The sequence below is a fragment of the Bradyrhizobium sp. UFLA06-24 genome (genome assembly GCF_054967145.1).
In genome coordinates, this window is sequence record NZ_JADFUE010000015.1 from 79,833 (window position 1) to 102,818 (window position 22,986).

Sequence of the window (22,986 nt, forward strand, 5' to 3'; positions counted from 1 at the left end):
AGCTAGCCTGAACCAATGGAGCAAGCAGAGTTCATCCGCATCGTAACGGAAGCGCCAGGCATGTTTGCTTGGATGCTCGGCGCGGGCTCGTCCCAAAGTGCAGGCCTACCTACAGCCTGGGATATCATTTGGGATCTAAAGCGGCGCTACTATTGTTCTGAAGAGCACCAGGAAGTTTCGTCGAACGATCTGCAAAACGCTGCGGTCCGCGAGAAGATCGAATCCTATCTGATGTCGCGCGGCTTTCCCGCGTCGAGCGATCCCACGGCCTATAGCCGAAGTTTCGAACTGATCTTCGGCGCCGACCTCGAACGGCAAAGCCGTTATCTGCAAGCTAAGCTCTCCGAGAAAGCATCATCCCTCACTCTCGGTCACAGAGTCTTTGGCGGCCTGTTCAGCACGGGAGCAATCAAGGTCGTGTTTACGACCAACTTCGACACGGTTGTCGAACGCGCCGTTGCGGAAGTGACCGGCAAGAGCCTCGCTGCATTTCATCTCGAAGGAAGCTACGCCGCAAAGCAAGCACTGAACAACGATGCCTTCCCCATCTACTGCAAGCTTCACGGCGACTTTCGCTTCACGAGCATCAAGAATCTTACGGAGGATCTGAAAACACAAAATGCCGAGATGGGCGACTGCCTTGTAACGGCCTGCAATCGGTTCGGCATGATCGTGGCAGGCTACAGCGGTCGTGACGAGAGCGTGATGCAGCTCCTTCACCGCGTTCTTGACGGCCCCAATCCATTCCCCCATGGCCTTTACTGGACAACCCTGAAGGGGCGGCAGCCGCTCCCGGCCGTGACCGCGCTATTAGAAGCGGCTCACGCCAAGGGGGTGCGCGCCGAGCTCATCGAAATCGAAACCTTCGATTCCCTGATGTCACGGATCTGGAAGCAATTCCCGGAGAGGCCAAAAGAACTCATCGAGAAGATCGACCGGACCGGCTCTCAAGCCGTTTCTATTCCGCGCAAGGGAGCTGGCACCGGCGAGCCAATTCTCCGCCTGAATGCACTTCCGTTGATAGAGCTACCCGACAGTTGCCTTGAACTCAGTTTTGCGGCGCCCAAGGACTGGGATGATATTCACGCCGCGGAAAAGCAGGCACGTAATAAGATCATTGCGACAAAAGGCTCGTCGATTTTGGCATGGGGCGGCGAACAGGCCCTGCGGCAAGCGTTTGGCACAGATCTCACCTCGCTGTCGCCGTGTTCCATCAAGGACCGCTTCAGGATTACGCGAACAATCTCCAGCTTAAGGGCTTCATAGAGCGTGCGATAGGCCTTTCCCTTATCCGAGGGAAGCCGCTGCTGATGCGGGATTGGCGCGGCGGATCGGTCCTTATTCTCGATCGGCTACATCTTAATCCGGACCTGACACGGGGCATCTCTCAATGTGTCGGGGGCAGTCTGCATGGCCGGATTGATGGCATGGTCTCCGCGATAACCCCGGATCACCCCAAATCCGAAGAAGTGTGGTGGGCCGAGGCGGTCCGGCTCGATGTGGACGAAATTGACGGCCGGTTCTGGCTTGTCCTGAAACCCGATGTCTGGATTTGGCCTAAGCACGCACGACAGCAAGCCACGAGTTTTCTGGATGAGCGGCTGGGAAACCGGTTCAACAACCGGGGCGACGCATTGCTCTCGGCATGGATCAATGTCCTGCTTCCCAGCTCGGGGCGAGCGGCCGATCACGTTTTGAAGCCTTTCGAAGGACCGGAGGGTCCCGGCTCGCCGAAGATCGTCGTCAATGCGCGCACGGCTTTTAGCCGGAGGATGATTGCATGACTGCATCGCCTTCGGAAATGGATGGATATGCGACGATCCCCGAACCGGACCTCGTTTTTGCCGGTAACGGCTTGGACAAGCATCCCCTCCGTGGCCTTCTTCAGCATGGTCCTTATAGCCTGCCGCTCGGTATCCCAACGCGGGTACGCGTCGCCTTACTGGCTCCGAAGGGGTTGCTGCCAAAGCTGGACGGCATTCTCCGCGAACTGAAGGGTTCGGCTCGGCCGCGCGAAGCGCTCAACTACTATCCGGAATATCCGGGCTTCGAACAGCTGTTCCGTACCCCGCTGATTTCCGAGACAGCACGCCGGTTCGAAATGCCGGAGGATCTCAACCAGCTCGCGCTTCAGGGCAATCGCAATGAACTCGCGCGTCAGATTTTCGATGCGATCGGCAAGCTCACCCTGCAGCGGGCCGAGTTTGACGTACTGCTCATGTATCTGCCGAATTCCTGGGAAGCTTGCTTTGAATCGCCGGGCTTCGACCTGCATGATTTTCTCAAGGCATTCTGCGCACCAACCCGGATTCCGATCCAGATTGTCCTAGCGGGCGCCCTCCTGCGCAAATGCCGCGCGAATGTGATGTGGGGCCTGAGCGTGGCACTTTATGCCAAGGCTGGCGGAATTCCCTGGAAGCTCGCCGGCCTAAACCCCGACGAGGCCTATATCGGCATCAGCTATGCGATGAAGAAAGGCAGCGACGGGACTGACTATACGACCTGCTGTAGCCAGGTGTTCGACCCGGACGGCACTGGCTTTCAGTTCGTTGCCTACGATACCAAGAGCTTCACGCAGGACCGGCGCGGCAATCCGTATCTCGATTACAATGAAATGATGGCCGTGATGTCCCGCAGCCTTGAAATCTATCAGAGCGGCCACTCGGGCCGTCCTCCTAAAAAAGTGACGGTACATAAGAATACCCCCTTCAGGGAGGAGGAGATCCTGGGGACCCTCGATGCGTTCAGCGACCGGACGAATGTCGAGCTTGTCCAGATTGTAAAATCATCGAACTGGATGGCACTCGCCTATGGCGATAACAAACGCGCCTCCGGCTACCCCCTTCTCCGCGGGACACACCTACCACTAACCCCCGATGCCGCATTTTTCTGGTCACAAGGCAGCGTGAACGGCGTCCACATGACGGCATCCAAGCCCGTCTACAAGGAAGGCAATCTCAAACCAATCCCATCCCCGCTTCTGCTCAAACGGTTTACCGGTGCGGGAGGATGGCACGATACCTGCGCGGGCATTCTCGGGCTTACGAAAATGGATTGGAATAACAATACGCTCTATAAAAAACTGCCGGTGACGCTCGAATATTCTCAGCGCTTCGCGCGAATTATCCAGCAAAATCCAAATATGGTCGATGACGTCTTCGATTTCCGAAATTTTATGTAGATTTCCGGATCAATTTATTTGCCGCGTGCGCGATCGATCGCCGCGTCGATTTCACGCTCACAGGCGTCGGCGGCTTCCAATATCCATTCCCGTAACCGCTCGGTTTCCATGATAAATGCCTTGTAGTGTCGAAGTGCGCTGTGCGGATTCTTTTCCATGCGCAGCTTGTCCGCGCGCTGCGCCCAACGTTGGATTGGGTCGCGCTTGGCTTTTAGCGGATAGTTTTTGCCGAGCCACTCGACGAACTCAAGTCGGTTTCCGGAAAAACCGCGCTTCTGCGCAAACGCCATCGCCTCTTGCGAGAAGGCAAGAGGCCAAGTCTGACAATCAACAACAGCCTGATCCCGTGTCGTCCGCTGATTTTCATAGACCCCGTCGGCTACGATCTTAATGCAAGTGTCCTGTTCCTGAATGATCTCGTCGAGATGATCGGCAAGGGTGGCGACCGTGGTGACGCTATTATGCGCGCATGCGGCAGATAATGTGCCACAGCCTCTTCCAAAATCCTCGATCTCGCCGGGAAAGCTAGGATGCCCTTTGAAATACTTCTTCGAACGATCTGGGAGACGCTGACCGGATGACCACCCAAAATACAATGGCCGGTACCCGTTGAGGAACCCGCACACGACATCGAAGTAGAAGACAGCAAGGCTTGGCAGTATTGCCTCGTGCTGCAAACCGGCGTGATAGACCTCGTTTCGCACGCCATGCATGATGAGCACGGTCTGCGCGATCTCCTCGGTCATCTCACCCGTCAATCGGGCAAACGCGACTTTCTCCGGAAAGGTCCGACCTAGGGCCTTGTCGAGGGCCTCTTGGTGCTCGTAGGTCTCCCCCCGAAAAGAGAATGACTTCAGCTCAGAAGCCTTGTCCTTGGCGATCTGATGCAAGACGAGTTCAAGGGCGTTGTCGGTCAACATCACGCCGAAGCGCGCATTGTTAACGTCGCCCTTCGATAGGTGCTCGAGGGCCAAATCCAATTGCTCTAAGACGTTCGCAAGAAACAATAGCATCGTCGCAGCATGCACGATCAGAGCCAGCTAGAAAAGGCGACTGGCGTGGAGTTGGAGGAGAGAGAACAGGTTGTACAAAATGGGAAAGCTCGTCACTGAGCCGCATTTCCGAGAGATTACGAAGGACTTTTGCGGCTCGCGGTGTTCCGATTGTCGTGCACAACCGGGCACGCCGCGATGCAAGGAGCTACACCATCTCAGCTTACGATGATCGAGCGCATCGAGCGTGCGCTGGTGCTGCTCGCTTATTTCATCGAGCAGGATGGCGACTTCTGGGTCCCGATGTACGAAAAATTTGAGGCCGAGCATCAGGAATTGAAGGACAGGGAAGATACGAAGGCACGCGCTCGGCGTCGGCTGTTGGCCTACAGCGAAGTAGGCGCCTTGAAGGCAATCCGCTGAAGATATTTGAGCTTCAATTCAAGCGACGGGCCTTTCCCGTACTTCGGCTTATAGGTCTTGTGGCCCATGAGACTGTCGATGAGGCTATCGGGGGCTTCAGCCGCGATCAGCCGGCCCTTGAAGCTATGTCGCAGCGAATAGACGGTGTGTTCCTTCGTGGGCCGCAGCCCATTCTCCTGAAGATACTTGTTCAACGCCGCGGATAGATTGGAAGACTTATCACGATAGCGCGAGAAGCCCTGCGGCCGCTTTTTCATGGCGGCGAGCGCAGCGCCGACCAACGGTATCTCTCGCTGTGAATCGGCCGTCTTGAGGCGGCGCCCCTCCGGCAAGATCTTCACGTGAGGTATTGGCCCCTTCAGAATGATCGCATCTTCCTGAAGGTTCACGACCTCTGAAGGTCGCAGACCCGTGTCGGCCACCACGTACAAGACCAGTCGAGCATCCTCGTTCAAGCCATCCAGGGCGCCCTTTGCAAGCAGTCGCTTCTGGATGAAATCTGTTTCATAGGGGACCCGTGGCCGTTCGACCCCGCCCTTCAGCCGAAGTCCCTTGAAGATGTCAGGCAGGTTGAGCCGCCGCCGAATGCTGACTTCCTTCAGCATCGGTTGAGTTGACCAATATCCTTGTTGGCTGTCTTGGGCTCGGCCTCTTCGGCAATGATGCGGCCACGCCACCATTCGCAGTAATTGATGCCGTCCTCTTCGTTGATTTCATTGATGGGCTTGTCTTTAGCAATCTTCACGAACCGCTCAACGGCGCGCGAGCGCCCATTGCGCCAAATGCGGAGCTGATCGGGCGAAAGATCCCTCACCTCGTCCTTTGTCATGGCTTCTTATTCGGTAAACAGAGCGGACAGCATAAAGGCCGGCCTCTTCGCGGCCCCGAACAATGCTGCACGGGCGGCACTATCATCAGCTACCCCTTTTGCGACGAGGGCCTCGAGGCGCTGCAAGCGAGCTTCCGGCGGCTGACGTAGCAGTTCGTCGTATTCGACGTATTCGAACCCCAGCGAGCGCGTACGCTGCCGCGCGGACTCATAGCTTGAGAGCTGTTCTGTCCGCTGCCCGTTCGCGAGTCCCTTCCAGAATATCTCGAGTTGCTCGTTGAGCTGCTGCGCAACTCGCACAGCGCGCCGCCCTGCGCGATCATCAGCGATCTTGATGCGCGTCGAATGCTTGATGACACGGCGACGATCAAGCTTCGCGAACTCAATCGGTACGCGACGAACGAACTGCCAGGTGCCGTGACGGCGGGTGAGAAAGTCGGGCATTCTCAAGAACGTGTTGGACGAAATGTTGGACGTTTTGTTGGACGTTTCTTGAGAATACACGTATCAAACACAGCCCGAAAAGTCTATGTATTTCGATAATTTACGGAATTTCTAGGAAAGTTTGGGAGGGAGTGGAGCGGGTGAAGGGAATCGAACCCTCGTATTCAGCTTGGAAGGCTGATGCTGCCTCGAACTCAAGCAATATCGGGCCCGGTCACAGCTGAATCCTGAGGTGGTCCATATGACGATCGGGTGGCCTTCTGCAGCGCGATAAGGGCATTGTCTTAACAAGCGACAACGCGAAGATTGTTTGTCGCGCCTCTAAGTCCAAACGGCACTCCAGAGACAATCAAAGCCAAGTCGCCCAATCGAATATAGCCTTCGTGGTGCGCGGCCGCCGAGGCGATCCGCGTCATCTCCTCATAACCAGAAGGACCGCTAGACACGGCACTGCGCCCCCCCCCACAACAAGCACATGCGCCGAGCCACTTTCTCGTCCGGGGGTAAGGGCAAGGATCGGCACCGGCGGCCGGCTGCGCGAGATCCGAGCAGCCGTCGTCCCGCCTGCCGTGAACCCGATGATGACCTTGGCGCCAATTTTAGCGGCAAGATCTGCCCCCGCGGCCGCGACGGCATGCGAAGGGGTACTCTCCACGTCAGCTCGAGAAGCCTCAATCAGCGACCGATACATCGATCGAGTCATAAAGACCAAAGCCGCCCCTTACGGACTGCGGTCGACGGTAGTTGAGCAAGCCAATGTCCTCTTCGTCAGTCGCTTAACACCATGCGATGGAGGCTATTGGCAAAGTAAATCCTGCTTTGAACCGATCCATGACAACCATTGTTTCAATGCGCTTTATGTCTGAACTTTCGTCTGTAAGGCGCCGGGCAAACCGCTCGTAATCTTCCATATCGTTTACGGTAACGAGCAAGACGAGGTCAGCCAGACCTGTAACGCAGAATGCGCTCATCACTTCAGACATGTTGCGAATTTGCCTCTTTAGACGATCAACGGTATCGGCACGCGCGCGCTCCAAGGAAATGAGAACCACTGCGGTCACGTTACGGCCAATTGCTTTTGGAGAAATGATGGAAACGTCGGCCTCTATGACACCCGTCGATCGAAGGCGTTTCAGCCGACGTTGAACTCCGGATGCGGATAGGCCGACCTTCCCTCCAAGTTGTTCACTACAGAGGCGATTGTCTCGTTGGACAAGATCAAGAAGACGAAAATCGATCTTGTCGAGTTGCATCACTGCCTCGCGGCCAGCGGATTGCGATCGCGTCGGGGAAGCAGACGCCTGCGCTGCTTGTCCTGACATTTTCGACTCCTCACTACGCCGCCTAGCTGTTGAACGATCGATTTCTCGCGCTGTCATATGTCTTGGAACACCTGTTGGGAGCCCAGCTCTTTGCGATACATCGTAGACAGTTGGTGCGGCGATCTCCCCCTCCGCCGGGCTCACCAAACTCGAACCCGGCCGCCCCTCGAGGATGTCGCGGGTCGGGGCCGACGTTTCTATCGATGCGCGCCCCGGACCCGAGCACATATTCCCCGCCACAGACGAGTGTGGTAGATCGTCAAGCTCTGGAGGCGACGGCTTTTTGCTCCTGATCAGCGGAAAGCACTATTGCGTTGACGGTGCGATATGCGAATACGATGGCGGGACCGATTGTTATGCCTGCCCCGGGATAAATCCCGCGCATCGGCGACGTCATGTCGTTGCCGCAAGCATAAAGACCCTGGATTGCATTGCCTTGTGCATCCAGGACGTTTCCGTAACTGTCCGTCGCCAATCCGGTCGCCGTGCCAAGCGTTGCCGGAACGATCGGCAGCGCGACAAATGGTCCGCTCTTGATTGGTCCAAGATTTGGATTTTTTCCGACGGTCGGATCGCCGAGCGTGCGATTGAAAGCCGATTCCCCACGCTTAAAGAGGGGATCCCGTCCTTGGGCAGCGTGCGCGTTGTGTTCCTCGATCGTCTTTTGAAGCACAGCGGGATCTAGTCCCAGCTGCTTTGCGAGCTCAGAAATCGTTTCACCTGCCTTGACGTAGCCAAGGCGGACATATTTACCGATACTCAACGTCCAGGGCCATGGCAGTAGGTGCCCCATGCCCCTCAATCGAACGAACTGGCGATCGCAGATGAAGTAGAATCGCTTATCTGCTGGATAGCCGTTTTCAAACATTGCCAGGCAAATATCGTGATACGAATTCGATTCGTTGACGAAGCGTCTGGCGTTTGGACCGACAGCAATGACCCCAGGACGGCCCCGGTCGAGCCAGCCGTATGGCACAACCTGCGAGCCGCTGCCGCGTTTCAGGATTGACACCGGCGTCCAGAAGCCTGCCGATGCGACATCTTTGTCGATGGCGGCCCCGAGCGTAGTTGCAAGCCCAATGCCATCACCGTTAACATCGGCGTGGGCCAACGTAACATCATGCTGGTGTGCACCACTGACGTCCGTTCTCAACTGCGCGTTCCGGGCAAAGCCGCCAGTTGCGAGAACAACACCACGTGAGGCGCGCACGCGGATGCCAACGTCGATCCGCTTGATAATGGCACCCGTGACGCGCCCGCCTTCCTGCGTGAGTTCGACCGCTGGAGAAGATGGCCAAATTTCTACGCCGTACTCGTGCAGGCTCACCAGCAGCCGCGCGATCAAGGCATTCCCACCGCTGAGCTCAGTACCACGCCTGAAGCTGAGCCGGTCCCGCGCATAGCGGCTCAGGCGAGTTACGACGTGTTTGAGCGACGCAACAGATTGGAGTGGGTTGAGAAAGCTTCTCACCTCGCTCGATGAGATCATCATGCCCCCGAGCACAACCCGAATGGGATCACCAATCAAATCGAAGTCCTTGCCGAGAAGCCGCCCATCATAGGGGGCCGGGCTCAGTGCCCGTCCCTTATCAGCGCCGCCAAGTTGGCTCGAGTGATAATCGGGCGTAGTGGCCAGGGTAAACTTGACACTCGTGCCGTTCTCGAGCGCAGTTAGCGCCGCCGGGCCGTCTTCAAGATAAGCATCAATGAATTGCGCACGATAATGAACGCCGAGTTCGTGCTGCAGGTATGTCCTCGCATTGGCGATGGTGTCATCGATGTTAGCCGCGCGCGCCTGAGCAGAACAAGGAACCCAGATCATGCCATTCGAAAGGGCCGTCGTTCCGCCAAGTCGCGGAGATTTCTCGCATACAATGACGCGCAGTCCGGCCTTTGCCGCATCGAGCGCCGCCGACAGCCCGGCCGCACCGCTTCCGATCACGAGGACATCTGTCTCCCAGTCCTGATCCGCTCTCGTCCCTCCTTTTGAGGCGAAAGCAATCGTGTCCGGCTTAGCTCGGTCATTTGGCGCGTTCATGCGGCCTCGCTGCACGTTGCAGTGAACATCAATGAGTTTGCGGAAGCGGGACAGCTTTGAATTCCGCCGCCGCTGTTTTCACTGCCCGCTCAATTGGAATTCTTTCGATCGAGGATGCGCCAACAAAGCCAACACACTCGGTCGTCCGATAGACCTCGATCGTATCTTCAGGCTCGGCAATTGCCCCACCATGGCAAAGCGAGAGCACGTCCGACCGGATGCTTCGCGCCGCCGCGTTGATCTCATTGATGCGCCGGATCGCCTCCTTAACGGATTGCCCCTCCTCATGACCGACAAGGCCACCGCGCGTTGCGCCGACATGTGGGACGATGCAGTCGGCCCCTGCACTTGCCATCGCTTTGGCGTCTTGAGGGCTTGCGACATAGGCGAGCGAAAAGATATTCTTCTTTCGCGCGAGAGCGATCAGTTCGACCTCACGTTCAAAGCCAAGGCCGACGCGGCCGCGGCGGTCACGCCAGTTGTCGCCCATGGTTGAGATCGTCGGATAGTTGATGACGCCGGAGAACCCAGCAGCCCAGAACTTGTCCAAGAGAGCATCGAGGTCGAGCCGGAGAGGATCCCAAGCCTCGATACCGCCAACTACGTAATCGGATACGCCTTTCGCCGGCCAAAGGACCATCGTGGGTCCTTTGGCACGCGATAGCCGTTCTGCCGTAAGCCGGCCAATGCTCGCGTTCTCAGACGCAGTTGTGCGCATGAGCGTCGTGTAAGGCGTATGGGCGTAGAACTGGCGACCCCGAAACTGATCAGGAACGCTCGATGGCAGGCCAAAATTGACCATATCGATCGCACCGGGCGCGATCACTTGCGGAATCTGTTGCCGCGACGCTGCCTTGAGCCGATCCGGACCGGCGCTTGCGGTGCCTCCAACGATTTCGTCTCCGAGCTCCGTTATGGTCAAATCAATGACGGCGTCGAATTCACCAGCCGCGATCAGCTGCTCCATTTTATGGCCGCCCGCCCCGTTAGCCGGAAAGACGATCGCGTCTACACCGGCGTCGGCAAGCCGCGCTACGCATTGATTCGCGGCCGGCGTGGTCACGCCGAAGGCCGTTATCGCAACGATCTTCTTGTCTCGTCCAAGCTTGACGGGAGCATAGTGCGTGGCCGCAATGGCCCGCCCCGCGTTCTTGAGCACCCTACTGGTAAAGACATTGATGCCGAACAGATCGACCAGCGTCGGATAGAGGATGATGTCGCTGTGAGTGGCCAATTCGGCGAGTAGCGCAGGCCTTGCGCTGCTCACCAGAAATTTCGGAAAGCCATAAGGCAGCTCAGACACAACTTCGCCGAAAACCGCGCTTGCCCTACCCCCCGCAACCCCGACAATCGCGCTGATCGTTCCTGCCCCCAGGAGGTCACCAACCTTACTGCGCGTCCTTTCAGCAATCTGCTTCAAGAGTTCCGTGGGGGTCTTCGCATCGGCTGGTTTGTCGCCGCCATCCCTCCCAGTGCCGACGTCGATCAGGATGGTCTTGCGGCCGCACGCCTCGATAATGTCCGCAAGGTAAGACGCCTCGCGGCCCTTGGTATCCAGCGTGGCCACGATCGCGACCGCATCCGTAGTCGCGGATCCAGTCGCTAGTTCGGACAGGTTACCATCACGGGCCGACCTCTGGTCGTCCGTACAATGGTGAGACACGATCTTCCTCCCAGATCATACCTAACTATAGGTGGTCTAGACCCGGCTCTACCCGGGTATAAGATTGGTGAGGCGGCCAAATGGGTAATATTGGGTAGAAACGTTGAGAGCGAGAGTTCGCGGCAAACTTGCTACACAGATGTCGGACATAGCTAAAGGCGCACAATTGCAAGTCTACGCGCCCTCCTTGCGCAGCCTTCCAAAAGGCTTCCTGCTGGTCATGGCGACCCTGCCAATCCTGGACTGGAACGACTGTCTTTTGCGAGACTTGCTAACCCTCGACCAGGCAACGACGGCTCTCTATGCGGCGATAATCATGATCGACCCGTTCGCCTGCTGGGAGGATAGGGCCGAATCGTTGAAGGATGCCGGCATCACCGGCGTCGCCAATTTCCGCGCGCATCTATGATCGAGCGGTCGGCGGCGGGCGTACCTGTTGATGCCGGACAGGAGCTCGAACTTCGGCGGAAGGAATGGTTCATAAGCCTTGGCTTCAAGGCGTTGTTTGCCGTCGCGAGCGATTCTGAAATTACTGCAGCGGAGAAGCGATTTGGCTCCCATCTGGACGGACTCATCCATCTACCAGCAGAGGCTCTTACACGGACGATGAGCGAGGAGATGGAGCTGGTAAGTCTTGGCCAGCACGGATCGTCATTTCCAATGGCCGCGCTTTTGGATGGGACGACTTCGAAGCGGCCAACTTGAGCAAAGTGACGCGCGGGACTGTCTGTGATCCGCAGCTTCCCGAGCATGGGTTTGTCTTGACGACCCCAGAAGACTGGCCGCCTTTCCGCGATGAAGTCTGTGCGGGTTCAAGCCTTCGGTGAATCGTTGTCGCTCGAGAGAATGCATTTTTCCGTTTGGCTGGTGAGGACGCGCTCAACAGCGGTCTCAGGACGACCTGATATGCGTATCTGGGAGCGTCAACAGCAGGTTCACGATCTAGGGGGAATTCAGCGCAGTTTGTGCATTTCCTGCTCGGGACTGGCAATGCTGGGCTGCCTCGCGAGGTGATCTCGTCGATATCGCCGGAATCAATCGCAGCTGGCGTTGCAATAGGCATTAGCTAAAAGTTGGATGCGGCCCCGTCGCTAATTGCTATTCTATGGAGGCGATCGTGGTGACGCCGCTGAAGAACCCCACGGGATTACAGATTTCCGAGCGATTTGCAGCGGGGGTGCACGGCATCGGGAGGCCGCGACAGCGCGCGCTTCCAGCTCGATGAACTCGCCGTTCGGGCCTCGGATGAGCCTGAACCACTTATCACATCGTTTCCGGTGCTGCTCCGTCCCATGATCTACTTCGTAGCCCGTCTTTTTCGTTACATGAGACGGCGCAACGGGCGGGATGTGTCAGGCACGACTATCGTTACGCTATCCGTCCATCGGACCGGCTGCAATCACCTCGATATCTCGACTGCCAAGTGGGCATGATGACGCCCCAAAAAAGACCGCCGCCGGATTTCTCCGGCAGCGGCTCAAGTCTTGGGAGAAAGCAGACGAACCGGTCTGCCAGCGGAGAAGAGATAAGAGCGGAATTCTGGCCCCCGCTCGCTATTATTCAAAAGATGTCGGATTGGTCACAGCGCACGAACTCAGCATCCGGGTAAAGTTGGGTAATCTACTTCGAAACGCATCGCAACAGGATGACGACGGATCTCCTCTTCACGCTCGACCTGATGGATCAGGTTCCGGAGATGCGCCTGCTTGCCGATCTCTCGCACTTCTTGGTGAGCTGCGAATTCTGGTATCCGATCTCGGACGAGGACGAAGCGCTGGTGCGGCGAGTGCTCGATCGCACTTGGGCATTTCATGGCCGTGTTGCGTCTCGCGAGCAGATACAGGTCGAGATCACGTTCCCTCAACACAAGATCTGGCTGGACCTATTTCTTGGATGGTCGAAATCCGGATTCAAGAGCTGGAAGACGCGCTGCTGCGGATGCCCGCCTCACCTTCGCATGCGAACTTGGCCCACAGCCTTACGCAATTAGCGATCGGCTGGGCAACGACACCACGGACCGCTGGCAGGAAGCTGTCCTGCTCAAATCCCTGGTGCGCGCAATCTGTTTGAGGAGGCGGCGAACGATGAGCAGTCGTCACCCGTAAATCGTTTAGTCGCGTGAGTAACCAATCCACGATAGTGATCGTTGGGGCGGGCGAAGCTGGTAACGCCGCTGCCGTCGCTCTGCGGGAGGCTGCTGGCATGGTGGTCATCGGCAATGAAAGTACGCTGCCGTATGAGCGCCCACCTCTGTCGAAGGCGGTCCTGAGCGACGAGGTCAACCCTGGACCAAAATTGATTGTCACGTCGGAACGCCTTGCCGAGCTTGGGGATCGATTATCGCCAGGGCAGCGAAGTGATTTCAATTGATCGCGCGGCCAGTATTGTCACGCTCTCAAACGGATCAGCAATAGCGTATCACCGGCTCATGCTGGCGACGGGAGCCCGACCTCGGAAATTGAGCATCCCGATCGCCGAAGGAGCCAATGCGGCGACACTGCGGACATCTGTCGTCTCATGCTCCAGAGCGGCTGCTGCTGACTGCCATGATTCGGGCATCGATACCTTGGGCCCGCAGGCTACGCTCCTACAAACAGATGCGAACGGACAGATAGCATTGATCAATTCCCGAGCGAGCGAATTCATCGGCTGCTCCTCGCAGCTTATCCATTCCGATCTTTTGCGAGCCGACCAGGTACCGAGCGATGAATCAACCGCAGCTGAAATTACCCAACGTGAGGTCTTTGACGACGTCGAAGGATTGGCGAGCGAGGCTCAACTCCCAGATGGACGGTGGCTACGAGTCAGCCGCAGTCCGACCCAAGAGGGGCGCGTTATCCTCGTTTATAGCGATATCACCAGTTTGAAGCATCAGAAAGCCGAGTTGCATGCGACGAACCTGAGACTGGATGCGGCGCTGACGCACATGTCTCAGGGTCTCTGCCTCTACGATAGTGGGGGCGGCTGCGAGTTGTAAACCGGCGCTTCCGTGAGATCTTTGATCTTTCGCCTGAGCTCGTTGTTCCGGGCACGACTTTCGAAGAGGTGCTCGGTCTGAGTGTTGCCGCTGGAAATCATGGCTGCCAGACGGTGCCCGATCTGCTGGCGGAGCCGGAGAACTGTTTGCTCCACAACGAGAGCGGCAACTATCTTCAGTCCCGGCAAATGAGACATCTACCGCTTCCTCAGGTGCGGCAGATGATGATCGGTCCAGCTTCATTTATGATCTGACTGAACAAATCATGATCTTCCTGTGTCCAGACGTGCGCCGTTGGTGATTCTGGTGAACGGGCATTATCGATCGGGTTCGGATCCATAAAGCTCCCCTTTCTATTATGAGAACAAAGGCCACTTGAAGATCTCCCCCAGGGAGTGAGCTGAAGTTCGTCACGAATTCAGACATGGGTGGCTTCGTCATCGAGAGGCCAAGTTCGAGTGTTAAAGAGGCTGGCTTTCGAGAAGCTGACAAAGGTCAAGCAAGGGAGATAAACCGGCGGCCGCATCTGCCACGTCTGATGCGATCATCTCCGAGCAACGTCTCATTCCGCCCGACCTCGCAGTCGGCGCGCAGATTTGCGTCGTGCATCGCATTCATCTGGCGGTAAAGCTGGTTAGGAGGTCCAGGCGATGCGGACCGCGGCCAGACCCAGTCTTGCACCGAACATGTGAATTTCGATCTCTACTCGCGACCAGTCGTTCTGCCTTACAATTTGAGCCATGCTCGGGCCGCTAATCATAGTCGCGCCAGCGCGAGAACAGACGAGAGCGCGACCTACGTGAGAGTTCCGGCAAGCGCGGAGCGAACTGTTCACCTAATTAGATGAAGAACGAAATCGCTCAGACGCAAAGCGGCCGAGCCGATCATCCCGCGTACGGCTAAAGGAGCGGCCGTGCCGGTGATCCCGGGACTGCGGCTGCCACTGCGTGTAATGGGCACTTCGCGACGTCCCCGGCGCCTCCGATCCTGCGCGTCATGATGCAACCTCCGACTGACAACCGGAGCTACATCGATCAAGCGGCGTGTTTCATCTCAGGCGAGGCAATACGAACGGCCAACTTTGTCCCGGCTGCTATTGACGCTCAGCGTGATGCAGATGGCGCTCGTGTCAGGGCGAGCTTGGAGGAAGCGGACATTTCAGCGGCGACTTCGACACTGAGCGCTTGTTAGGTTCGAGACCAATGTCGGCAAGTTGACGATACGCACGGTCGGACAAAGCGCAAAAGCGGCAACTTCAGTTTGGTATGCGGATTGCTTTGTTACGGCATGATCACCGATCGCTTCCAAGGCGACGGATAGGTAGCAACAGCAGAGGCCCGGCTATGTCGCAGGCTGAGGTAGAACGGTTTGTCAAGAATCTAACGAAAGAGGGTAGTCTGCTCGAAAACCTTAAGCAGAGTGCTACAGGTCTTGCACCGATTGTAGCGGTCGGAAGAAGTCACGGCTACGATTTCACGGTTGACGAGATTAGGAGCAGCATCCGAGCGCCAGGCCGACACGAGTTGATGCAGGTCGACGCGATTGTCGGCGGCAGGCAGGATTTAAGCGGTGCGGGCTTGAGCAGCATTGTGCATACCACTGCGTTGGCTAGTTCATCGTCGGAGGCACCCACGAGCGCCGTGCAAGCCGCGGAAGCCGGCCGTGACCTGGTCGCTATCGTTTTGCTTATTGTAGTTGTTGTCGCGGTCGCGGCCTGACATGTTTTCAGCTCTGATCGCATTGGCTCGTCCTCAAGGAGACGAACCGGTGCGAAGAGAACTGAAATCACGCCTCGTCAGGCGTGAGATCATTGCTTTCAGGCCTAGAGATGCGGCTTTAGGGCGCACCCGCACCGTATGACGCACACTGCCACCGAACACTGCCGACAGATCTTTGACCGGCGTACCCCCGAGCAACTGCGCACGTTGTCACACATCAAGCGCTTCATGGAGCGGCTGGCTGTGACTTGGAGTTCCGCAGGGCGCTTTCGGAGAACGTTGATTCTCCTCGCGCGGTAACAGAGCGCTACGGCATCGAAGTTGACCCAATGAAGATGCTGCCGCTCTGGCGCGGCGGCTACCTGAAACACCGCTTCAAGCCGGAGTCTACGCCCTGGCCCCTGGCTATGATGTGGGACGAGTTTATCTGCGAGATGTTGCGCCATCGCGGCATCCTGCGCGAAGAGGGCGAAATGTCGACGATCAACTCTCGCTTTCATGCTTGGCGCGAGCGCCAAATCCGGCGCTGCAACGACGAATTGGGCGTAACGGCGGCGTCGGTCACGTACCCGATCATCGCTTTCGAGCTGAGCGACGGCTGCTCCGTCGGTTGTTGGTTCTGCGGCCTCTCGGCCGACCGCTTCAAAGGCTATTACGAATATAGCGAAGAGCATGCAGCGCTTTGGCGCGGTGTGGTCGGTATCGCGAGCGAGATGTTTGGTTCGGCTGCCCGTACTGGTTTCTGCTACTGGGCCACAGAGCCTATGGACAACCCACACTACGACCGCTTTCTATTCGACTACTATCAGATCACGGGCGCATTGCCACAAACAACGACGGCGGCCCCGATCAGGGATCGCGCGCTCACCACGCGCGTGCTCGAACTGTTCAAGCGCTATCGCACCGTGACAAATCGTTTCTCCGCGCTGAGCACAACACATCTCGACCAGATTCACATGGCGTTTTCGCCTGAGGAGCTGATCGGTGTCGAACTCGTCCTGCAGGGCAAGGAGGCGCTGACTGCAAAGGCTTTTGCTGGGCGCGCGCGCGAGCGGAGCGAGAAACTTAGGGTCGCCAACAAAGATGATGCAATCGCCTTGCTGGAGGGCGATCACACGACCATCGCCTGTGTTTCCGGCTTTCTCGTAAATATGCTGCAGGGGCGTTTACAATTGGTGACGCCGGTGCCGGGTAGCAAACGCTGGCCTCTCGGCTACCGCGTCTTGAGTGAACGCTTCTTCAGGACGCCTGACGAGTTCCGCGAGGGGCTGCAGCGCATGATTGACCAGCATATGCTCGAGAGCCCAGCTCCCAAATTGCCGATCCGCTTCCGCAGGGACCTGCAATACCAGGCCGGGAACCGATGCTTTCATCTCCGGTCACGCAACATGGAACACCGGGTGCTCGACGACATCGCTCCGACTTCCGTTGGCCATCTAATCGCCTGCGGCAACTGCACAGCGTCGGAGCTGGTTAGGCAGGTCACAACTGACGGAGCGAGCGTGCTCGCAGTAGCCGACCTGCTCGATCAGTTATACGCGGCCGGGGTGATTGAAGAGGACTTAGACGACAGCTTCGCCTGGCAGACCAGCTGACCTGCTACTGCGCTTTCATCCGGCAGCGGTTAGAGTTTCGGATTTTGTACGCCAGTGGGTCCGCCGGAAGAATTTCATTGTCGAGTTGCCCAGGCGAACGGTGCATGATGCCCCTGCAGTTCCACCGCGCTGTCAAAAACATGGAAATTTGGAGTGCACGCAGCGGCGGCTACTCGTTCGTTATAAGCTTGCAGGGCCCGACCGGTCCTGGTTTTCGCGGAAGGTTCGGCTACGTCGCTTCGTGGCGTCCGCTTGACCAGAGCCGTGGCGCGATCAGGGTGCTCGGCTCGCCGCTGCAGAGCTTCGCTGAGGCCGATGACGCCTGCAATAGTATGCTCAATTACCTGAGAGACTGAACTGATTCCTGGTCGCGGAAAATGGAAGCATCTTAAAGATGCTGCAGTCGTGCCGGGTGCTACCCAGGATGTTCACCGGGTCGAGACGTACTTTGTAGCGATTGAGATTATCGCGGCCGATTTCAGCGGGCGCTACACGTTCTATCCGTCGGACGGGCTTGCTCCAAATCGAGCTCATGTGGATTATCTTGAAGATCATCTGCCGTCCCTGACGCCGCTCGGAGCAAACATGTTCGTCGAAGGCTCGACAGATTTGTTCGCATTTCCCAATCCGGTAGCTAAGCCGTACCACAGGATCGTGATCCACGAGACGCCCCTAGCGAACGGCTGGGCCCTACCGGATCTATTCACGAAATGATCAGCACGATCCGTACACGGTTGCGAGCCAGAACAGCTTGATGACAAGGGCGGGACAGGTCGTAACGCCGTAGTCCCAATGACTTCACTGATTTTGCCGTCCTGCCACGCCTGTTTGCGGCGGCCGCCGTAGTAATGCTGCCAGATCTCGCCGAAGCGACCGGCCGGGGAGCGGGCTTGGGCCTTGACGGGCAGCGACCAGAGCCGCGCTCTGGAGCTATCCGGTTGGCATAGCCCTTTTTCGTCAACGATTCAGCCTGCGCGTTATTTCTTTCGACTATTCGTGCCGACCGGGGGACTAACCTACGAGAGTGGCTAGACGATCATTGATACCGGTTACTGCCTAACCCGGCGCGCCCCTGCTCCAACCTGAATACGGAGTACAGACAAATGCAAAATGCTAAGACGGCACAATTTGAGCAAGAGGTACTTAACTCGCTTCAGTCCATGGAGCTCGAGCTGGCGCTCCGGGGCAGCATGAACGCGCTACCTGAACAGCCAGTCGACACGAACCCGGAGAGAGCCGAACAGCAATCTGCGTTGAACGAGGCTGTGTCTCTCGTAAAGAGACGAGATGTGCTGGAGAGGATTTGCCCCGGCCTTCAGTCCGTCGCAGGCGACGCGCAAGCTCTCGCCAAATGGATTACGCCGGTTCTCCTTCCGATGGCGATTGCAGGCACTGTCCCCCTGAGTCCGCTAGTCTTTGCGGGCGTCGCGGTACTCTTCTTCCGGGTAGGCGTGGCGACGCTCTGCAAAGGGTGCGTTCCAGCCAAGGACAAAAGCGACTGATCTGCCCGGGACCGGAAAGAAAGTGATGACGCCACAACAACTCCTAGCCGAGCTGCAGAAAACGACCGAGTTGCTGGACTGGATACTGAAGCTCGTGCCGCCGTGCGGCGGTGGGTCGAATCTATTGTGGGCGCCGCCGGATCTGGAAGCACAATTCAAGGTCCTAGGCATCGCGGATGGGACGTTTATCGATCGCTACTCCTCGTTTCTGAAGCGGACAGACTGGGTGCACAACGCCTTCGAGGACTTGATTTCGAAGTCTCCGGCTCTCCGCCAAATCTGCCGAGCGGACGCGGGGATCGCGTCCGGAACCGTCAACGACGCAGAATTCAACGGACACGTCTACTCCTTCAGGTCATCACAAGGACTCGGCTACGTGATCGCGTTGCCGATGGGTGCGATGCCGTTAATCTCGAGCGGTGCCGAAATGCTCATGCTGCCCGCGGACACAAGTCTATGCGAGACGCTCGGAAACGCATTGACCAAAAAGGGGCTTGGAAAGGATTCAGAGCCGTGGCTGCTGCGGCTAAGGCGTCGGCTGGTCCGCTTCTCCAGCCGGCCCTACCTCGCCAAGCGGTGTTCTAAGCAGATCGGCTGGCAGTTCGGAATGATGATCCACCGGTACGTTCACCTCGGAACAGCTGACACGCCGGACGTGATCAGGGAACTTGGAGCAATTCCACTTGTCACCGACGTCCGGCGTTGGGGGCACCCACTTGAGGCTGGGAGCAACCTTAGATTTTTCGCAATCCAGTTCCTTCTCCTGCATGAGTGCGGGCATGTGGCGGCTGGAGACCTGTCCACAACAGATACAAGTCACTTCGAGATGGAATTCGCTGCTGATGGTTTCGCGTTTCGGGAATTGATCGGCTCTGCCGATGGAGATGATGTGGCTATATCGGGCACTCTGGGGGCGTGGCTGATCCTGACGTTGGCTGCATGGATTGAGGATCTGTCCCAAGAGACCGCGCCTCGATCACATCCACCGGCAAGGGAACGCCTCGAACGTCTCCGCGCCTACTTGCGGTCTCGAGAGCAGGAACAGCCGTCGATGACGCGCGCCCTGGAAGTTTTCGACGCCATGGCGAGTATGCAGAAACGGCTTTTTGAGGAAGCGAAGTCAGCTGGCGTCCTCACCATGGAGTTTCCGCTGTCGCGGTTTCTTAGCATGTGCGCACAGACCGGCCGGCATGAGATGTTCTACGACCAGCTGCCGCGATGGCTACTATTTGGCGCGCCTTCACGCCTCTGCCGGGAGTTGGCCCGCCTGCGCGTCTGCATGGAGCGAAGGATTGAGAGCGATCAGCAGGATGGCCGCGCAAAAGAGCAGTTGGGGCTAATAAACTGGGTGTTCGATGCGGCTCTGGCCGCGCCGAGCAACTTCTTGTCCAGAAAACTTCAGGCCTTTTATGCGAGAGCGCGAGCGGCGACCGATAGTTGACTGTCTGCTTTTCGGCGCTCGTCGGGATGCTCGATACCTGATACCGGAGGACGCCTGCGTTCAACGCGCGGCTGGCGCTCTACTTCCAGCCTTCTCGATCACGTCGCAGTGGCGGTGCTGTTTGGATGATACCGCCTCCTGACTTCGAAATCGCGGTTGAGGTCGAGGACGTCAAAAGCAACGCGGTCGGTGCGGCCTGCGTAACAGCCGCGAACGACCCCACGTCTTAAAGAACTCACGCTCTTGTCCGGCCTTTGACGCTGCAGCACCGAAGCGTTCGAGCAACAGTCTCAGAGCACTTTGCTCCAGCGCACGATTGCTAATTTGCGTCGCCTGCACGATTCAGGCCTGCTCTCTCCAAGCCAAACAGAATATAGAGGGAGGGTGAGGATCGTACGGCGGGGGTCACTGTTGCGTTGCTGCTGATTGCCCTAGGATCCGAAGCCTTCGCTTCGGGGCCGTGTTCGAGCACAAGGCATGGGGTTGCTCGGCCACCGAGGTGGAACGGCGCCACCATGGATTCGCGGGAGCCCAACTCGGATCCCTGTTGAACGGTGCCGGCTTCTTTCACCATGCGCACAGGGCCGACGACTGTCACGCCCTCATCAAGATCCTGACTACCATCCGCAGGCGCGCCGGCGCTTGCGGTGCTGCTAGAGCAAGCCCGAAAGAGAACGGTAAGGCTGTGGGCCGAGCAGTCGCCGTTCGATCTGAAGGATGTCCTGAAACGTCGCGGCTACAGATGGAGCGACGGCAGCCCAGATCCTGGTACATCGACGTCGGCGAGGCGGCTGTCAACGACGAGATCGCTTTCCTCAAGGCGGAGATCTACCTGCGCGAGATCGCCCTCGCCTGCAGACGTTGACCGCCTTTATCCGTTTTTCACCGTGGGCATAGAAACGTGCCCCCGGGTACTTCACCGGGGCCGCGGCACGGTGGTCATGCGGCGGACCCGCAACCAAGGCGGCGAAGTCGTTCAGGCTGATCGCGGGCGAGCGAGCGAGCGCCGATCGCACCCATATGAGTTTTATGGCCTATTCTAAGATATTATGTAAAACTAATATCCTTTTGATATCGCGTAAAAATCATATTCGGCCTATATATCTTAAATCTCATACGGGATGACGGCATGATTTTGAAGACAATCAGTGACTTAGGACTGGCCGTCCGGGAAGCCCGCCGTCGGCGGAAGCTGACCCAGAAGCAACTCGCCCAGACGCTGGGGACCACCCAAGAGTGGATCTCGCAGTTCGAGACCGGCCGCCTGGAGAATCCGAGCCTCGGAACGGTGCTAAAGGCCTTCGCCGCGCTGGGGATCGACCTGAACATCGACAGTGTGCCGGGATCTCTACGGAACAACGACTTGGATACCGGTGATCTGGCGCTCGACGAGCCGAGCTTTCTCAAGGGACGGCGGCGATGAGCAAATTCATGAACGTCCTGATGGGCGGCGTCCCGATCGGCCGTCTCGAGCAGATGGATACCGGCGTCCTGGCCATCGAGTACGCCGATGGTTGGCTCGCGGCCGACAGGGTTCAAATTCCGCTTTCGATGTCCCTGCCTCTCGCCGCCAAGAAGCACTCCGGCGCGAAGGTGGCCAACTATCTCTGGAATCTGCTTCCGGACAGCGACCAGACCCTGCAGAAATGGGGACAGATCTACGGCGTGTCGCCGAACAGCGCGTTCGCTCTGCTGTCGAAGGTCGGAGAGGATTGCGCCGGCGCGATCCAGATCGTCACCGACGAGTGGATGGCCGCCAATGCGGATTCGCCTGGGGAGGTTCAGTGGATCGACGAGGCGGAGGTCGCGAACCGCCTCAAGCGCCTGCGCGAGGAGAGGACCTGGACGGGACGTCGCGACGGCGACCGGGGGCATTTCAGTCTCGCCGGCGCGCAGCCGAAGATGGCCTTACTGTTCGACGGAAAGCGATGGGGCGTACCGAGCGGCCGCCGGGCGACCACGCACATCCTCAAGCCGCCGATGCCTCACCTGCGAGGCACGACCGAGAACGAGTACGCGTGCCTGCGCCTCGCGAACCACCTCGGGATCACGGCGGCCGAAGCTAAGGTCGGGAAGTTTGGCGAAGAGGTCGCGATCGTCGTCACCCGGTACGACCGCGAGATCGACAAGGATGGCGTCGTCAGACGATTCCACCAGGAAGACATGTGCCAGGCGCTCGGCGTGCATCCCGCCGTCAAGTACCAGAGCGAGGGCGGACCCTCGATCGAGCAGATCACCAACGACGTGCTGCGCTATGCTACCGATCCGGAGGCGGACAAGGCGGCGTTCGCTGACATGATCGCCTTCAGCTTCCTGGTGCTCGGTACCGACGCGCACGCGAAGAACTTCTCAGTCATCCACCTCCCGGGCCGGCGGATGTTTCTTGCGCCACTCTACGACGTCCTGAGCCTCGTGCCTTACGACAACGACGAACATGAGCGGCGACGCCTGCGCATGGCGATGAAGATCGGCGGCTATTACAAGTTCTCAGAAGTCCTGCCGCGGCATTGGAGACGCCAGGGGGAACTGATGAAAATGGATCCCGACGAGATGATCGCGCGATTGGTGGCGCTCGGCGAGAAGATTCCCGACGCGCTCAGCGACGTCGTGAAGGAGGCGAGGGTCGAGGGCCTGAAAGAACCGGTGCTTGACACGGTGCTGGACGGAATCTCGGCGCGCGGCAAAGCGATTGTGCAGCAATACTCGGCGTGAACGCGCCGCGCTCGGGATCGTCGATGAGATAGGCGTGACGCCGACGGACGCCGTCGGCGCCCGTTCCGACGCTCAAATCCGATGACCAAAGTTTGGGTGAAGATTTGGAAGGCATCGAAGACACCGCCGGAAAAGGACGAGCTAATAAA

General features: G+C 58.0%; 27 protein-coding genes and 1 pseudogene. 19 read left to right on the plus strand and 9 right to left on the minus strand.

The features are described from left to right. Positions 1–15: 15 nt before the first annotated feature. From IF809_RS15025 to IF809_RS15035, 3 genes are all read left to right on the plus strand, one after another. On the plus strand, positions 16–1,266 hold the full coding sequence (locus tag IF809_RS15025; RefSeq protein WP_049803085.1) for an SIR2 family protein: 1,251 nt from the start codon (positions 16–18) through the stop codon (positions 1,264–1,266). A gap of 161 nt (positions 1,267–1,427) precedes the next feature. Further along, on the plus strand, positions 1,428–1,784 hold the full coding sequence (locus IF809_RS15030) for a hypothetical protein (protein WP_049803084.1): 357 nt from the start codon (positions 1,428–1,430) through the stop codon (positions 1,782–1,784). Continuing rightward, on the plus strand, positions 1,781–3,181 hold the full coding sequence (locus IF809_RS15035) for an argonaute/piwi family protein (protein WP_038936587.1): 1,401 nt from the start codon (positions 1,781–1,783) through the stop codon (positions 3,179–3,181). Before IF809_RS15030 ends, IF809_RS15035 begins: the two co-directional genes overlap by 4 nt. A 14-nt stretch (positions 3,182–3,195) precedes the next feature. Here the strand turns inward: IF809_RS15035 and IF809_RS15040 are convergent, their stop codons facing one another. Beyond that, a complete protein-coding gene (locus IF809_RS15040) occupies positions 3,196–4,209 on the minus strand; it encodes a hypothetical protein (RefSeq protein WP_155795456.1) in 1,014 nt (337 codons plus the stop codon). A gap of 192 nt (positions 4,210–4,401) precedes the next feature. Here IF809_RS15040 and IF809_RS15045 point away from each other — a divergent pair, with 192 nt between their 5' ends. Further along, positions 4,402–4,596: a hypothetical protein gene (locus IF809_RS15045; RefSeq protein ID WP_080588721.1), complete on the plus strand. Its 195-nt coding sequence runs from the start codon at positions 4,402–4,404 to the stop codon at positions 4,594–4,596. Here the strand turns inward: IF809_RS15045 and IF809_RS15050 are convergent. The 8 genes from IF809_RS15050 to IF809_RS15085 form a co-directional block, all read right to left on the minus strand. Continuing rightward, entirely contained in the window at positions 4,560–5,201 is a 642-nt protein-coding gene (locus IF809_RS15050; protein WP_202949169.1) for a tyrosine-type recombinase/integrase, read from the minus strand. The two genes, IF809_RS15045 and IF809_RS15050, sit on opposite strands and share 37 nt — an antisense overlap. Further along, positions 5,195–5,425: a hypothetical protein gene (locus tag IF809_RS15055; RefSeq protein ID WP_202949168.1), complete on the minus strand. Its 231-nt coding sequence runs from the start codon at positions 5,423–5,425 to the stop codon at positions 5,195–5,197. Before IF809_RS15055 ends, IF809_RS15050 begins: the two co-directional genes overlap by 7 nt. A 6-nt stretch (positions 5,426–5,431) precedes the next feature. Then, positions 5,432–5,869, minus strand: a complete 438-nt coding sequence (locus IF809_RS15060) for a hypothetical protein (protein ID WP_202949167.1) — start codon at positions 5,867–5,869, stop codon at positions 5,432–5,434. 284 nt (positions 5,870–6,153) lie between these two features. Further along, positions 6,154–6,285 (minus strand): hypothetical protein, encoded by a 132-nt coding sequence (locus IF809_RS15065; protein ID WP_244429220.1) that lies wholly within the window; start codon positions 6,283–6,285, stop codon positions 6,154–6,156. Next, positions 6,282–6,572 (minus strand): pyruvate kinase alpha/beta domain-containing protein, encoded by a 291-nt coding sequence (locus IF809_RS15070; RefSeq protein WP_081369388.1) that lies wholly within the window; start codon positions 6,570–6,572, stop codon positions 6,282–6,284. Before IF809_RS15070 ends, IF809_RS15065 begins: the two co-directional genes overlap by 4 nt. Positions 6,573–6,645: 73 nt before the next feature. Further along, the gene (locus IF809_RS15075; RefSeq protein WP_080588720.1) at positions 6,646–7,122 is read right to left on the minus strand and encodes an Lrp/AsnC family transcriptional regulator; all 477 of its coding nucleotides are present in this window, start codon (positions 7,120–7,122) and stop codon (positions 6,646–6,648) included. Positions 7,123–7,450: 328 nt separating this feature from the next. Then, positions 7,451–9,229, minus strand: coding sequence for an FAD-dependent oxidoreductase (locus tag IF809_RS15080; RefSeq protein WP_212477297.1), 1,779 nt, complete (start codon positions 9,227–9,229; stop codon positions 7,451–7,453). A 28-nt stretch (positions 9,230–9,257) separates the two neighbouring features. Next, positions 9,258–10,796 carry a phosphoenolpyruvate hydrolase family protein gene (locus IF809_RS15085; protein WP_049803097.1) on the minus strand — a complete coding sequence of 513 codons (1,539 nt, stop codon included), beginning with the start codon at positions 10,794–10,796 and terminating at the stop codon, positions 9,258–9,260. A 235-nt stretch (positions 10,797–11,031) separates the two neighbouring features. On the opposite strand from IF809_RS15085, the gene IF809_RS15090 reads away from it, so the two are divergent. The 15 genes and pseudogenes from IF809_RS15090 to IF809_RS15160 all read left to right on the plus strand — a co-directional run bounded on the left by IF809_RS15090 (position 11,032) and on the right by IF809_RS15160 (position 22,837). Then, positions 11,032–11,301, plus strand: a complete 270-nt coding sequence (locus IF809_RS15090) for a hypothetical protein (protein ID WP_223153738.1) — start codon at positions 11,032–11,034, stop codon at positions 11,299–11,301. Further along, the gene (locus IF809_RS15095) at positions 11,298–11,597 is read left to right on the plus strand and encodes a hypothetical protein (protein WP_223153739.1); all 300 of its coding nucleotides are present in this window, start codon (positions 11,298–11,300) and stop codon (positions 11,595–11,597) included. The genes IF809_RS15090 and IF809_RS15095 overlap by 4 nt, the downstream gene beginning before the upstream one ends. A gap of 913 nt (positions 11,598–12,510) precedes the next feature. After that, positions 12,511–12,997, plus strand: a pseudogene (locus IF809_RS15100) (sugar phosphate isomerase/epimerase); the annotation flags it as partial. A 34-nt stretch (positions 12,998–13,031) separates the two neighbouring features. Next, entirely contained in the window at positions 13,032–13,262 is a 231-nt protein-coding gene (locus IF809_RS15105; RefSeq protein WP_245289550.1) for an FAD-dependent oxidoreductase, read from the plus strand. Next, a complete protein-coding gene (locus IF809_RS15110) occupies positions 13,219–13,869 on the plus strand; it encodes an NAD(P)/FAD-dependent oxidoreductase (RefSeq protein WP_071916585.1) in 651 nt (216 codons plus the stop codon). The genes IF809_RS15105 and IF809_RS15110 overlap by 44 nt, the downstream gene beginning before the upstream one ends. A gap of 17 nt (positions 13,870–13,886) precedes the next feature. Further along, complete coding sequence (locus IF809_RS15115; protein ID WP_232208683.1) at positions 13,887–14,123, plus strand: hypothetical protein; 237 nt, start codon at positions 13,887–13,889, stop codon at positions 14,121–14,123. A 1,089-nt stretch (positions 14,124–15,212) separates the two neighbouring features. Then, positions 15,213–15,587, plus strand: coding sequence for a Nif11-like leader peptide family natural product precursor (locus tag IF809_RS15120; RefSeq protein WP_018645240.1), 375 nt, complete (start codon positions 15,213–15,215; stop codon positions 15,585–15,587). Positions 15,588–15,835: 248 nt separating this feature from the next. Then, the gene (locus tag IF809_RS15125) at positions 15,836–17,182 is read left to right on the plus strand and encodes a radical SAM family RiPP maturation amino acid epimerase (RefSeq protein WP_100213762.1); all 1,347 of its coding nucleotides are present in this window, start codon (positions 15,836–15,838) and stop codon (positions 17,180–17,182) included. Between the two features lie 104 nt (positions 17,183–17,286). Continuing rightward, positions 17,287–17,538: a hypothetical protein gene (locus IF809_RS15130; protein WP_370126333.1), complete on the plus strand. Its 252-nt coding sequence runs from the start codon at positions 17,287–17,289 to the stop codon at positions 17,536–17,538. A 49-nt stretch (positions 17,539–17,587) separates the two neighbouring features. Continuing rightward, positions 17,588–17,896 (plus strand): hypothetical protein, encoded by a 309-nt coding sequence (locus IF809_RS15135; protein ID WP_028160486.1) that lies wholly within the window; start codon positions 17,588–17,590, stop codon positions 17,894–17,896. Between the two features lie 389 nt (positions 17,897–18,285). Further along, the gene (locus tag IF809_RS15140) at positions 18,286–18,684 is read left to right on the plus strand and encodes a hypothetical protein (RefSeq protein ID WP_028160485.1); all 399 of its coding nucleotides are present in this window, start codon (positions 18,286–18,288) and stop codon (positions 18,682–18,684) included. A gap of 25 nt (positions 18,685–18,709) precedes the next feature. After that, a complete protein-coding gene (locus tag IF809_RS15145; protein ID WP_035711445.1) occupies positions 18,710–20,125 on the plus strand; it encodes a hypothetical protein in 1,416 nt (471 codons plus the stop codon). 742 nt (positions 20,126–20,867) lie between these two features. Beyond that, entirely contained in the window at positions 20,868–20,990 is a 123-nt protein-coding gene (locus IF809_RS15150; protein ID WP_306330604.1) for a hypothetical protein, read from the plus strand. 264 nt (positions 20,991–21,254) lie between these two features. After that, positions 21,255–21,548, plus strand: coding sequence for a helix-turn-helix domain-containing protein (locus IF809_RS15155; protein ID WP_035711448.1), 294 nt, complete (start codon positions 21,255–21,257; stop codon positions 21,546–21,548). After that, positions 21,545–22,837 (plus strand): type II toxin-antitoxin system HipA family toxin, encoded by a 1,293-nt coding sequence (locus tag IF809_RS15160; protein WP_028143541.1) that lies wholly within the window; start codon positions 21,545–21,547, stop codon positions 22,835–22,837. The genes IF809_RS15155 and IF809_RS15160 overlap by 4 nt, the downstream gene beginning before the upstream one ends. Positions 22,838–22,986: the final 149 nt, after the last annotated feature.